We start from the raw sequence: 12873 nt of genomic DNA on the forward strand, positions 1-12873 counted from the left end.
GCATAATGTCATCAATAACTACAAACGTACTCCCCCAGCAAACACGTATCGGACGGACCGCACTCCGCGTCAACGACCTCGAAGAGATGACTGGGTTCTACCGGGATGTCGTTGGGCTCGATGTGCTCCATCGCACCGACACCGGTTCCGTTCTCGGTGTCGAGGACACCTCTCTCCTCATCTTGGAGGGGGAAGAAGATGGACTCCACCGACACAGGTCAGGTGCTGGGCTCTTTCACAACGCGTTTCGGGTCCCCTCGCGTGAGGCGCTGGGTGACGCGTTAGCTCGCATTCGGGAGCACTGGCAGTTCGGCGGCGCGTCCGACCACGGTGTCAGCGAGGCACTGTACCTGACTGATCCGGAGGACAACGGCATCGAGATCTACCGAGATCGTCCTCGTGAGGACTGGCCTCGCAGCGATGACGGGAGCGTTCGTATGGGTACGTATCCCCTCGATCTTGAAACGGTGGAAGGTGCTGCCGCTGGTGACTCAGGACTCCCTGCTGGAACGGACATTGGGCACGTTCACCTCGAGGTGTCCTCGTTGGAGGCGTTCCGTGAGTTCTACGTGGACACGGTCGGGTTCGAGGTACAAGTGGACGAGCCAGGCGCAGTATTCGTGTCTGCTGGGGGCTACCACCACCACATCGGTGCGAACACGTGGAACCAGCGGGCCGGACCAGTCGAAGGGAGAGGGTTATCTTGGTTCGAAGTACTCCTTCCCGATACAGCGGCCCTTGACGCAATCCAGGCCCGAATTGCAGACGGTCAGTATCCGGCAACTGAGACAGAGAAGGGCATCGCGGTCACAGGGCCAAACGAGATCGAGGTGCGGTTCCGAATCGAAACGTAGCTTCTCGCTCCGTTCTACGCATTCTTATGAATACCAAAACCACCTGAGAGAATGATTGGTGGTCAAGACGCAGATATTACTGAATCGAGCGGTTCAACTTCAGCCGTCGTTCTGCAGACCGAAATCAGCGTACCGACGACTGCCATCGCGCGCTGGCGAGCGACGTGGCGAGTGATACTGGTCCGGTAACGTTCACCGACGCGACGCGTCTCCGTTTCTCGAGTCGTCTGCGATCCGATGGCAACCCGCGAATGGGACCCGGCGCGACCATCGGAGAGACCAACGCTTAATGCAGCGGCCACAGACCTTCAGACAGATGCTGGGCCAGGACTCGGCCATCGACGTCTACAGGCAGGCGCTACCGATTATCCTCGTCAGCCTCGTTGCGGGACTGTTCTCCGGCACGCTGCTGGGTACCGAGGCCATGCGTGAGGGAATCGAGAGCGTCCCCGGGATCCTGCTGTTGCTGCCGGCCTTTCTCGCGACGCGGGGCGGCGTCTACGGCTCGCTCGGCGCGCGCCTCTCGAGCGGCCTCCACCAGGGGCTGATCGATCCCCACTTCGAGTGGAACGACCGCCTGCGAAACGCCATCGTCGCCTCCTTTTGCAACGGGATGATCGTTTCGGTGTTCATCGCGGTATTGAGCTGGGGCGTGTTGCTCGTGCTGGGCCGAGAGGCGAACTTACTCGAGTTGCTCATCGTCCTGATCGTCGCCGCCCTGCTCTCCGCGTTCGCGATGTTGGGGGTGTTGCTGACGGTGATCTTCAAGGGGTACCGCCGCGGCCTCGATCCGGACAACGTCATCGGCCCGGTCGTGACGACCGTCGGCGACGTCTTCGGCGTCGTCTTCCTGTTGATCGGGATCTCCGTCGCGGGGGTGGTGCTGTGAGCGCCGGCGGCAACGGGGCCCGCCGCGACGAGTCGGCGGAGGAGATCTCCGAGGAGTGGACCGTCAGCGGGATCGTCTCGACGCTCGTCCCGCTGCTGATCGCGCTCTCGGTCCTGCAGATGGTCTCGGGGACCGTCCTCGAGTCGTTCGAGGAGCAGTTGCTGGTGTACCCGTCGTTGCTCGTCCTCGTGCCGGTGATGATCGGCACGGCGGGCAACCTGGGATCGATCATGTGCGCGCGGCTGTCGACCCAACTCCACCTCGGGACGCTCGAGTTCTCGCCGACCAACCCCGATATCCGCGCCAACGTCGGGGCCGTGATCGGGCTAGCGGCGACCGTCTTCGTCCTCTTGGGATTCGCCGCGTGGGGGATCGGACGAGTGCTCGGCGGGAGCCTCGGGCTGGGGACGCTGTTGGTGATCACGATCGTCAGCGGGATGCTGCTGGCGATCTGGGTCGTCCTCGTCAGTACGGTCGCGGTCTACCTCTCCTATCGACTCGGCTACGACCCCGATGACACGACGATCCCCGTGGTCACGAACGTCTGCGACATCACCGGCGTGTTGATCCTCTTCGGCGTGGTCACGGTCGTGCTGTGATCACGGCTTAGTCCGCAGCCATCGGCCTACACGGGCGTTCCGCACTGTTCGATCGCCTCGCGGACCGCCTCGCTCCGACCGATGAGCGTAATGTGATCGCCCCGCTGAAGTTCGACGTCCGGCGTCGGCACCTCGTCGGTCCCGTTCCGGCTCACCAGCGCGATGAGGACGCCGTTCGGTAACTCGCCGCCGATGTCGGCGATCCGCTTGCCGACCAGATCCTCGTGGGTCACCTCGATCTCCTGTACGTCGCCGGACCGGCCGAGTTCGGACATCCAGTCCGACAGCGCCGGCCGTTCGATCTGGTTGTCGATCGCCCACGCGGTCGACTCGGCCGCCGAGATGGTCTCGACGCCGAGATCCTCGAACGCCGTCGCGTTCGAGGGTTCGTTCGCCCGGGCGATCACTTTCTGTACGTCGAAACTCGACTTCGCGAGCTGGGCCACGAGGAGGTTCGCGTCGTCGTCGCCGGTCGCCGCGACGACGGTCTTGGCGTTCTCCGCGCCCGCCTCGCGTAACACGTCGACGTTGGTCCCGTCACCCTTGCGAGCGGTGAATCCGTCGTTACGGAGCTGCTTGAGGACCGTCTGGTTGTCCTCGATGATGACTACGTTTTCGCCGCGCGCTTCCAGTCGTTCTGCCAGCGAGCGACCGACGCGGCCGCCGCCGACGATGAGTACACGCATTGGTATCACGTCCAGTTTTTCCGCGATCTGTCTGGCGAACCCGCCCTCGAGGACGACCGTCACGAAGATGACGAGAAAGACCGTCCCGACGAGCAGATCCGCGCCGGCCGCGTTCGTCGGTGCGTTCCCCGCTCCCCCCGTCTGTAGCCGAATCGCGAACAGCGTCGCGACCGAGGCGGGAATGATCCCCCGGGGGCCGACGAAACTCATGAACAGTCGCTCTCGGAACGTGAAGCGATCGCCGCGAGTCGAGAGGAGAACGAGCAGCGGCCGCAGGACGAACATGACGGCCGCGACGACGGCGACGCCGCCGAGTCCGAGCGCGAATAGCTGGTCGAACTCGAGCAAGGCCGCGAGGGTGATAAAGACGAAGGAGAGCACGAGCAGCGTGATATCGCCCTTGAACGCCGCTATCTCCTCCTCGTAGGGGAGATCGGCGTTCCCGAGGATGAGTCCGGCGGTCGCCGCGGCCGCGACGCCGGCCTCGGAGAACACGAAATCGGCCGTCCCGAAGGCGACGATCGCGCCGGCCAGCGTGAGCAGCCGCGCGTTTCGTGGCGCGTTGTCCGGCGAGATGTCGACGTACTGCAAGACCGCCCAGACGATCGCAGCGACGACGACGCCGACGAGCAGCCCCGTTCCGAGCCGCTCGGCGAACAGTTGGAGGTAGACGTCGGCGTGGATCTCCTGGATGGTCATCGCCTTGAACAGCACGATCGCGAGGATCGCCGCCGTCACGTCGTTGACGATCCCCTCGGTCTCGAGGGTCGCCGCGACCCGATCGCGGACGGGGACGACCGTCAGGATCGGCGTGACGACCGTCGGTCCGGTCGCGACCAGCAGGGCGCCGATCAGCAGGCTGATATCCCAGTTTGCGCCGATGAAGAATCGGACCGCGGCGGCGGTCCCGATGAACGCGATCACCGCACCGATCGTCGTCAACCGCAGGACGGCCCGCGGCGCCTCCTTGATCTTCTCGGCTTTGAGGTGAAACGCCCCTTCGAAGACGATGATCGCGACCGAGAGGCCTACGATTGTCGAGAGCGCCGGGCCGAACGTCTCTCGAGTCACGAACGGCTCCATCGTCGCGATCGACGGGGGGACGTTGCTGGGACCGACGATCGCCTCCGTGGCGATCGGGAGCCATTTGCCGATCCCCGACGGTCCCAGAAGGACGCCCGCCGTGAGCAGAAAGATGATGCTCGGTACCCGAAACCGTGCCGAAAGCAGTTGCGAGAAGACGCCGAGTCCGACGATCGTGGCGACCAGTAAGAGGAGATCGCCGCCGCCTCCTGCGGCCGTCATAGTCGCGACTGGCGGTCCGCGGACGGTCGACACGGTGACACTGCGATTGCGACCATTCGTATCGAAAGAATCAGTCCAGCCTGTTAACTCCTGTGAGGGCGCTCTCGCCCTCCGTGCGTGGTACGATACCACCGACCGATGTGAGCCGCGCCCGTCCGGTGGCGGTCAGTTCTCGGCGTAGATCCGATCGACGCGGTCCTCGAACCGCTCGAGGATGACCCGCCGTTTCTTCTTCATCGTCGGCGTCAGCATGTCGTTCTCCTCGGTGAACTCCTGGGGGACGAGTTCGAACCGCTTGATCGTCTCGTGTTTCTCGAACTGCTGGTTGACGCGGTTGACCTCTTCCTGAACGTGCTCGCGGACGCGCTCGTCGTCGCACATCGCCTCGGGGTCGTCGGGCAGGTCGATCCCCTCCTCGTCGGCCCACTCGCGGACGTGGTTCGTGTTGGGGACCAGCAGCGCGCCGATGAACTTCTCGCCGTCGCCGACGACCATCGCCTGCTCGACGACCTCGCTGGCCGCGAAGGCGTCCTCGATCGGCCCGGGCGCGACGTTCTTCCCCGTCGAGAGGACGATGATCTGCTTGAGCCGGTCCCGGAACTCGAGGTAGCCGTCGGGCCGGCGGTGGACGATGTCGCCAGTGCGGAACCACCGGGTGCCGTCGTCGCCCTCCGCGAACGCGCCCTGGGTCGCGCCGGGCTTGTTCCAGTAGCCCTCGGTGACGCTCGGCCCCGCGACGAGGAGTTCGCCGACCTCGCCGGGATCGTCGTCGAACGCCTCCTGATCGGCGACGGTTTCGTCGACCTTCAGGTCGACGTTGGACAGCGCCGGTCCGATGGTGCCGATCTCCGCGGCGTCCGGCGGGTTCGTCGAGACGACCGGCGAGGTCTCGGTCAGCCCGTACCCCTCGAAGATGGGCAGTCCCATGGCGTGATAGAGCCGACAGAGCTCCGTCGAGAGGCTGCCGCCGCCGCTGATCAGCAGATCGATGTTCCCGCCCAGCGCCTCGCGAACCGTCGAGAAGACGAGTTTGTCGGCGATGGCTTGCTTGGCCCGGAGGAGCGGTCCGGGCGAGTCGGCCTGCTGGTACGCGACGCCGACGTCGGTCGCCCACTCGAAGATCGTCTGTTTCGCGCCGGACTCGCTGGCCTGCTCGCGGATGCCGTCGTAGATCTTCTCGTAGACCCGGGGGACGCTCGTGGCCGTCGTCGGCCCGACGGTGCTGAAGTCCTCCCGGAGCGTGTCCGGGTTCTCGGCGTAGGCGATACAGGAGCCGCTGGCGAACAGCACGAAGTGACCCGCCGTCCGCTCGAAGACGTGGGCCAGCGGCAGGTACGACATCGCCAGCGACTCCTCGTCTAACGTCGGCACGTCGTCGTCCCGGTCCGGCCTTCGGGCGAACCGCTTGCGGATCGCGTTGACGTTCGACCGGAAGTTCCAGTGGGTGAGCCGGACGCCCTTCGGCCGGCCGGTCGTCCCGCTGGTGTAGATCAGGCTCGCCAGATCGTCCAGTTCGACCGCGTCGAGTCGCTCCTCGTAGGCCTCGAGGTCGAACGTCTCAGCGCCGCGGTCGTAGACCTCGTCGAGCGTGTAGACGTCGGCGCGGTCGTCGTAGCCGTCGAGCTCGTCGATCGAGACGACGAACTCGAGGTCGAGTTCGTCCTCGACTTCGAGGACTCGCTCGAGGAGCTCCTCGTTCTCGACGACGACGGCGTCGGCGTCGGGGTCGTCGAGCAGGTACGCGACCTGTCTCGGCGAGGAGCTCGTGTAGACGGTCGTGACGGCGGCGCCCGCGCTGAGGAGGGCGAAGTCACACTGGGCCCACTCCATTCGGGTGTTCGCGAACAGGCCAACGCGGTCGCCGGCGTCGATACCGAGGTCGTGAAAGCCCGCCGAGAGCTTGCGCACGATATCGCGCATCTCCGCGTAGGAGAGCGGACGGAACTCGCCGGGAGTCGCGGGCCGGATCACCGAATCGGTCAGCGATCGATCGTAGACGCCGCCCTTGTACCGCTGGGCCGGTCGGTTCGCGTTTCGCTCGGCCGAGCGTTCGAACATCCGTCCGAGCGTCGTCTCCCGGATGGTCTCGTCCTCGTACTCTCGTTCCGCGTCCCGCCAGTCCATATACGCGTGACAGTACCTCCCGAGCGATAAAACGTGCTAAAACTGCGGTCAGTTACCCTGCAGCACAGTTCGATTCCCGAACCGTTCCGAGAGCGGCTGTACGGGCCGATCGATCGCCCGTGACGAAAACTCTCGACGGGTTGGTCGCTCCTCGACCGTCGACGGACTCGAGTCCGTTCATACGGTCTGCTGTAACGATTTACTGGCGCAACCGCAGAACGGGTCGCGGTTGCGCCGGAAATGACTTACAGCAGACCGTATCAGTCGCGCTCGTCGAGGTAACCGAGGACGCCGCGCGCGTTCATCGCGGCCTCGGCGCCGGCCTTGCGCTCCCCCCAGACGTCGGCCATCTCCTCGGAGTCGGCGAAGTAGTCGATCACGGCCGCGTCGTCCTCGAGTTCCGCGCGCTTCGCCGCGACGGTCGAGACCCACTCCTCGAGGACGGTCGCGTACGCGTCGAGCGCGTCCGCGGCGTCGTCGCCGACCTCGCGGGGCCCGAAGTGCGTGTAGAGGAGGACGTCCGGGTCGATCGATTTCAGGGTCTCGACGTCCTCGAGACACTGCTCCAGGTGGAAGTCCGACGGCGGCGAGGTCTCCCGGATCTCCTCGGTCTCGGGAACCCAGATACCCGCGGCGTCGCCCGTGAAGACGGCGTCGTTCGCGGGGTCCTCGAAGACGACCTGGTGGAAGGCGTGGCCCGGCGCCTCGTGGACCCGCAGCTCGTGGGCCCCGAGGTCGACGGTATCCCCGTCCTCGATTTCGACGATTCGGTCCTCGTCGATCGGCGTCGGTTCGACGTAGAACTCCCACTGGTCGCCGACGGCGGCTTTCGTCCCCTCGACCAGCCGTGTCGGATCGACGAGCAGTCCCGCGCCCGGCGACGGGACGTAGACGTCCGCGTTCGGACACGCCTCGGCGAGGAAGCCCGCGCCGCCGGCGTGGTCGAGGTGGATGTGCGTGACCGCGACGGCCGCGAGCTCCTCGCGGCCGATCCCGAGCTCCTCGAGGGCTTCGAGGATCAGCTCGTGGTTAGTTCCGAGCCCGGTCTCGACGACGGCGGGCCGGTCGTCGTCGACGATGTAGACGGCGCCGTACTCCGGGGTATCGTACATTCCCGTGTCGATGTAGTAACAGTCCGTACAGTCGCCGGCCGTCACCTCGCGTACCGCACCGATCTCCGTGGCCATACTGGTATCCCGTCAGCGTCGGAGATAAAGGCTGGCCCCGCCGGCGATCGACACCGATCGGTCGCGTACGGTATCTGAGGGGCGCCGTCGCCGCGGGACGTCGGTCAGCGGTCCGACCGAACTAATCAAAGTCGTTACAGACTTTACACCGGCCTGCGTTGGCTATCGCAGATGCCGTTACGGCTCGCGGGCGGTTCGGCAGTGGGGGGATCATGAGCGGCGCGCCGAGGCGCCGACGGGCCGAGCGATCGGCGCGGGTGCTTCCCCGGGCGGTCAGCGGGCTCGGGCTCCTGTCCGCCGGCGGATTCGGCGCGTGGTGTCTCTGGTTTCGGTCGCTGCTCACTCCGACGGCGGTCGTCGTCGGGCTCGTTACCGTCTTCCTCCCCGCGCTCGCGCTCGTCTGGGCCGGACGCAAGCTCGTCCGGAGCGGTATCAGCCGCGACCGGTACGGGCGAGTCGTTCGGTGGTCTTTCGGCGGCGCGATCGTCTTTCTGGCGGTCAACGGCTTCGTCATGGCGTTGTTCCCCTGGAACGGTCTCGCCGGTAACCTCGCCTGGGCGCAGTTCTCGCTGAACGCGGGGGCCGGAGCCGGCTTTCTCGTCGGCTACGTCGAAGCGCGAGCGATCCAGCGGGAGGTCGAGGCGACGGCCGCGGTCGCCCGCGCCGAGCAACTCGAGGAGGACCGCGAGTTGCTCACGTACCTCAGCGACCTCCTGCGCCACGAGGTGTTGAACAGCACCCAGATCATCGGCGGCCACGCGACGTTGCTCCTCGAGGAGGCCGACGATTCGACGCGAGGGTCGCTCGAGGCGATCGACCGCGAAAGCGAGAAGTTGACCGACGTGATCGACGATATCCGCGCGATGTTGAACGCGACGCAGCCGTCGGCGGGCCGCGCCGTCGTCGCGCTCGACGACGTCCTGTCCGACGAGATAGCGGACGTAGAGCGGCGGTTCGACGACGTCGAGGTCGAAGCGTCGGTTCCGGACGGCGTGCGCGTCGAGGGGAACGAGGGGATCGGGTGGATCTTCGCGAACCTCCTCGAGAACGCCGTCGAACACAACGACGGCGAGTCGCCCCGCGTCGAGGTGACGGTCGCGACGACGGACGAAACCGTTACCGTCCGGATCGCGGACGACGGGCCCGGCATTCCGACGCCCGTCCGAGAGGCGCTGTTCGACCGCCGGTCCGACAACCACGGGTTGGGGCTGTACCTCGTCCGGATTCTGGCGACGCGGTACGGCGGGCGCGTCGATCTCGCGGAGACCGGACCCGACGGGAGCGTCTTCGCCGTGACGCTATCGCGGGCCGGCGGCGAGCGAACCACCGAGCCCCCGGATCGTCGTCGAACCGATTCGGATCCGGTGGCGGCGGCCGTCGGATCGCAGCGGACGGCCGACGCCGAAACGGCTGTCGTCGCCAGTGGGAGACGAAAACGGGAGTCGACGACGGAGACGATCTCCGCCGATCGGGAACCGACCGAGACGAAACCGAACGAACGAGACGGGATCGACCGGACGCGGCCGACTTCGCCGCGGGACGGTCCCGAAATATAGTTGCCGCTGAACGGCGATACACACCCGATCGCATTCGTCCCTGCGATCGGTGTGTAAATCGTTTCGGCGGCGACTATCAGCCGATCACCGCTCGTCGAGTCGCTCCTTCCACTCGCCGATCCCCGAGGGATCGAGGTGCACGTGGGCGTCCCCGACGTCCTCGAGGTCGCGCACCCGGTCGACCAGATCCGACTCGACGTCGTGGGCCTTCCGGAAGGGCATGTCGCCGTCGACCTCGACGTGGACCTCGACCTCGAGGACGGTGCCGTCGTAGAAGACGGTCAGGTCGTGGACGCCCTGAACGTCGGGGTGGCTGCGGAGGGTCTCGACGATCTCCGTCCGTTTCTCGGGGCTCGCCGCGGCGCCGATGAGGTAGTCGACGTTCTCGCGGCCGATCTCGACGCCCTGGTAGACGACCAGCAGGCTGACGAAGCCGCCGGCGATCGGATCGAGCAGCGGCTGGCCCAGCAGGACGCCGACGACGCCGACGACGGCGGCGAAGGAGGTGTAGATGTCGTTGAGGCAGTCGACCGCCAGCGCCTTGAGCGCGGTCGAGTTCAGCGCCTCGTTGATCGCCGTCGTGTAGCGGTAGACGAGGTACATGTCGGCGATCGAGAACGCGAGCGCCCCGAGCAGGAGCGGGCTGAACTCGACCTCGACGCCGTGGAGGATTCCCTGCGCGGACTCGTAGAGCAGGTTTAGCCCGAGGAGGGCGATAACGGCCCCGACGAACAGCGCCGTCAGCGGTTCGATCCGGTCGTGGCCGTGCGGATGGGTGTCGTCGGGCTCGTCGTAGGAACTGCGACCCCAAATGAGCACGACGAGGCTCGCGATCAGATCGGCGATCGAGTGGGCCGCGTCGGCCAGCAGGGCGACGCTACCGAAGAGCCACCCCGCGGCTCCCTCGACGACGATCTTCACCGCGTTCCCGAGGACGTTGACTACCGCCGCGCGCGTAAAGCCCCGCTGTCCGCTCCCGGCGCCGTCGGTGGCCATGGCTCGGTCTAGAGCCAGTCTAACCTTGGCTCTTTTCCTTCCGTCGACGGCGGGGACGACGCGCCGCCGGTCCGAGCGCTCGAGGCGTCGTTTCGCAATCCTGATACCGATCGTGTGAGAACTCACACCGTCTTCGATTCGACGGTCGGACCGTTCGTCGATCGCTCGTCGGCTGACCGGGCTCGGCGACCGACCGTCCCTACCGACCACTCATGACCGCTGACAATCCGTTCGGTCGCCTCGAGACGCTCGCGTTGATCGCCGTCGGAGCGTTCGCCGGGGCGAATCTCCGCTTTTTCGCGATGGGGTTGGGGTCCGACGTTCGAGCGGTGCTCGCGGTCAACGCCCTCGGAAGCACCGCGCTCGGCTTCATCGTCTACGAGGCCGAGTACGCGGGACTGCTGGGCCGGCGGTCGCGGCTCTGTCTCTCCACCGGCTTGCTCTCGTCGCTGACGACCTACAGCACGTTCGCGCTCCAGGCCGCGCTGGCGGCCGACCCCGTCGTCCTCGTCGCCGTCGTCGCCGGCAACTACGGATTCGGCTTCGCGGGCGTCCTCGCGGGGCGAACCGTCGCGCGTCGACTCGGTTCGGTCCTCGAGCCCGGAACGGGCGGTGAGACGGCGTGAGCCTCGAGCCGGCGTTGGTCGTTGGAATCGGCGGCGCGATCGGCGCCGTGCTCCGCCACTGGGTGTCGCTACAGCTAGCCAGCGAGCGGTTCCCGTGGCCCACGCTGGCCGTGAACGTCCTCGGGAGTTTCGGCTTCGCGCTCGCCCTCTTCGCGGGCGCCGGCGAATCGACGCTCCGACTGGTCGGGACCGGGATCTGCGGCGCGTTCACTACGTTTTCGTCGTTTTCCGTCGAGACCGTCGGGTTGTACGAGCGCGGCGACCGGCGCCTCGCCGTCGTTAACGCGGCCGGCAACCTCGCGCTCTCGCTGTCGGCGATCGGTCTCGCGTGGGCGATCGTCGACGTCGGGCCGCTGTGACCGACTCGAGGACGATCGGCGGCTCGAGAACGAGCGGTGCGACGGTCAGAGACGCGGCATCTCGAGGCGACGTTCCTCCGCGTCCGCTTCCGCTTCCGCTTTCGACGCCGACGCCGCGGCGTCGCGACTCGAGTCGCCGCCGTTACGCAGCAGTCTGTACCCCGCGTAGACGGCCCCCGCGACGAGTCCGGCACCGAGCGCGCTCGAGCCGGGGAGTTCCCGGCGCTGTCGGAGGCTCGTGTAGAGGCTCGTCTCGGCGACGTGACCCTCGTAGCCGCCGCGCTGCTCGAGGCTGCCGGTCGGCTCCTCGAGGCCGTCCGCGGCGTCGGGACGGGGCGGATCGCCGGTGCGCTGCTGGCGGTAGAAGACGGTCTCCATGACCCTGTCCAGCAGGCGTGCGGCGTGCTGTCCGAGGACGGTCATCTGCTTGCCGCCGGCGCCGACGGTCACCTCGTGCTGGGGGTTCTCGGCGGCGTGGAGGATGGCCCGGGCGACCGTCTCCGGCGCGTAGACCGGCGCCGGCAGCGTCGCTTCCTCGTCCATGTGATTCTTCGCGTGGTCGGGGAACGGCGTGTCGATCGCGCTCGGCTTGATCAGCGTCACCGAGACGGGCGCGCCCTCGCGCTCGAGTTCCATCCGGAGCGTCTCGGTGAAGCCCTTGACGGCGTGTTTGGAGGCCGAGTAGCTCCCCTGCAGGAGGATGGCGCGCTCGGAGACGATGCTGCCGACGTTGACGATCGCACCCTCTCGGTCGCGGGATTTGAAGTGATCGGCGGCCTCGAGCGAGCCGTAGAGCAGCCCCCAGACGTTGACGTCGAACTGGTCGCGCATCTCCTCGATCGGAACGTCCTCGAGCTCGCCGTAGATGGAGACGGCCGCGCCGTTGACCCAGGTGTCGAAGCCGCCGTACGCGTCCTCGGCGACTCGCCGGATCTCGCGGACGTCGTCGCGGTCGCTGACGTCGGCGACGACGGACGTCGCCTCGCCGCCGTCCGCCTGGATCTCCGCGGTCAACTGCCGGAGGGCCTCCTCGCTCCGGGCGGCGACGACGACGCTGGCGCCCCGGTCGGCGGCCATCCGCGCGGTCGTCAGCCCGATCCCCGAGGACGCGCCGGTGATCACGATCACCTGCTCGTCGAGCGGCTTCAGCTCTGCGTTCATGGTTCGTCCCCGTACTACGGGCTCGATCGGCCTTGCACTCGGCCCCTGTATTGGCATGGCCGCGGCCGCTGCAGTCGTTCCGGCGGGCTCGAGCGGCGACGTCGGCCTCGGTCGACATCGAGCCGGCGACGTCGGTCGGCCTCGAGCGACGGACTATCGGACGCGCCGCGAGTCCGACGTCGGGCCCGCGTCAGCTACGCGTCAGACCGTCAGTCGAACGTCTGACTGAATTTCAAGTGTCCGACCGTGGGCTCGGTCTGTATGGACCCTGCCCCACGACCCCGTCGAGATACCCGGCGCCGAACGGACCGAGACGCCCGTATCCCACCGCACCGAGACGCTCGCGCGCGAACCGAACGCCGCGAACGGAGGCCGGGTCGATGATCGGCTTCCTCAGGACGATGCCGATTCGAAACGGGAGCGAGACGCTCGTCCCGTTCGCGCTGGCCGCGGTGATCGCCATCCTCGGGGCTCTCGTCTACCTCGAGCTCGTGACCGTGCTGCTCGAGTACGCCGACTGAGCCGGCGGAC

12 protein-coding genes are annotated in these 12873 nt (G+C 66.9%); 7 read left to right on the forward strand and 5 right to left on the reverse strand.

The features are described 5' to 3' along the window. The first annotated feature begins 5 nt into the window (after positions 1 to 5). The 3 genes from HTZ84_RS15430 to HTZ84_RS15440 all read left to right on the forward strand — a co-directional run bounded on the left by HTZ84_RS15430 (position 6) and on the right by HTZ84_RS15440 (position 2342). Positions 6 to 854: a VOC family protein gene (locus HTZ84_RS15430; protein ID WP_174681495.1), complete on the forward strand. Its 849-nt coding sequence runs from the start codon at positions 6 to 8 to the stop codon at positions 852 to 854. A 316-nt stretch (positions 855 to 1170) separates the two neighbouring features. Then, the gene (locus HTZ84_RS15435) at positions 1171 to 1743 is read left to right on the forward strand and encodes a magnesium transporter (protein ID WP_174681496.1); all 573 of its coding nucleotides are present in this window, start codon (positions 1171 to 1173) and stop codon (positions 1741 to 1743) included. Beyond that, positions 1740 to 2342, forward strand: coding sequence for a magnesium transporter (locus HTZ84_RS15440; protein ID WP_174681497.1), 603 nt, complete (start codon positions 1740 to 1742; stop codon positions 2340 to 2342). Before HTZ84_RS15435 ends, HTZ84_RS15440 begins: the two co-directional genes overlap by 4 nt. Before the next feature lie 26 nt (positions 2343 to 2368). Here the strand turns inward: HTZ84_RS15440 and HTZ84_RS15445 are convergent, their stop codons facing one another. The 3 genes from HTZ84_RS15445 to HTZ84_RS15455 all read right to left on the reverse strand — a co-directional run bounded on the left by HTZ84_RS15445 (position 2369) and on the right by HTZ84_RS15455 (position 7644). Beyond that, entirely contained in the window at positions 2369 to 4333 is a 1965-nt protein-coding gene (locus HTZ84_RS15445; protein WP_174681498.1) for a cation:proton antiporter domain-containing protein, read from the reverse strand. A 165-nt stretch (positions 4334 to 4498) separates the two neighbouring features. Further along, positions 4499 to 6457: an AMP-dependent synthetase/ligase gene (locus tag HTZ84_RS15450; RefSeq protein WP_174681499.1), complete on the reverse strand. Its 1959-nt coding sequence runs from the start codon at positions 6455 to 6457 to the stop codon at positions 4499 to 4501. Between the two features lie 260 nt (positions 6458 to 6717). Further along, the gene (locus HTZ84_RS15455; protein WP_174681500.1) at positions 6718 to 7644 is read right to left on the reverse strand and encodes an MBL fold metallo-hydrolase; all 927 of its coding nucleotides are present in this window, start codon (positions 7642 to 7644) and stop codon (positions 6718 to 6720) included. Positions 7645 to 7856: 212 nt separating this feature from the next. Between HTZ84_RS15455 and HTZ84_RS15460 the strand changes: the two genes are divergently transcribed. After that, entirely contained in the window at positions 7857 to 9200 is a 1344-nt protein-coding gene (locus HTZ84_RS15460; RefSeq protein WP_254611764.1) for an ATP-binding protein, read from the forward strand. 84 nt (positions 9201 to 9284) lie between these two features. Here HTZ84_RS15460 and HTZ84_RS15465 read toward each other — a convergent pair whose 3' ends face one another. Further along, positions 9285 to 10196 carry a cation diffusion facilitator family transporter gene (locus HTZ84_RS15465; protein ID WP_174681501.1) on the reverse strand — a complete coding sequence of 304 codons (912 nt, stop codon included), beginning with the start codon at positions 10194 to 10196 and terminating at the stop codon, positions 9285 to 9287. A gap of 212 nt (positions 10197 to 10408) precedes the next feature. On the opposite strand from HTZ84_RS15465, the gene HTZ84_RS15470 reads away from it, so the two are divergent. Together HTZ84_RS15470 and crcB are read left to right on the forward strand one after the other, a co-directional pair. Next, a complete protein-coding gene (locus HTZ84_RS15470) occupies positions 10409 to 10822 on the forward strand; it encodes a CrcB family protein (RefSeq protein WP_174681502.1) in 414 nt (137 codons plus the stop codon). Further along, entirely contained in the window at positions 10819 to 11181 is a 363-nt protein-coding gene (gene crcB / locus HTZ84_RS15475) for a fluoride efflux transporter CrcB (RefSeq protein ID WP_174681503.1), read from the forward strand. The genes HTZ84_RS15470 and crcB overlap by 4 nt, the downstream gene beginning before the upstream one ends. 45 nt (positions 11182 to 11226) lie before the next feature. Here the strand turns inward: crcB and HTZ84_RS15480 are convergent, their stop codons facing one another. Then, positions 11227 to 12342, reverse strand: coding sequence for an SDR family oxidoreductase (locus HTZ84_RS15480; protein WP_174681504.1), 1116 nt, complete (start codon positions 12340 to 12342; stop codon positions 11227 to 11229). 380 nt (positions 12343 to 12722) lie between these two features. Between HTZ84_RS15480 and HTZ84_RS15485 the strand changes: the two genes are divergently transcribed. Next, positions 12723 to 12863, forward strand: a complete 141-nt coding sequence (locus HTZ84_RS15485) for a hypothetical protein (RefSeq protein WP_174681505.1) — start codon at positions 12723 to 12725, stop codon at positions 12861 to 12863. Positions 12864 to 12873: the final 10 nt, after the last annotated feature.

Source organism: Haloterrigena gelatinilytica (assembly GCF_013342145.1).
GTDB lineage: Archaea > Halobacteriota > Halobacteria > Halobacteriales > Natrialbaceae > Haloterrigena > Haloterrigena gelatinilytica.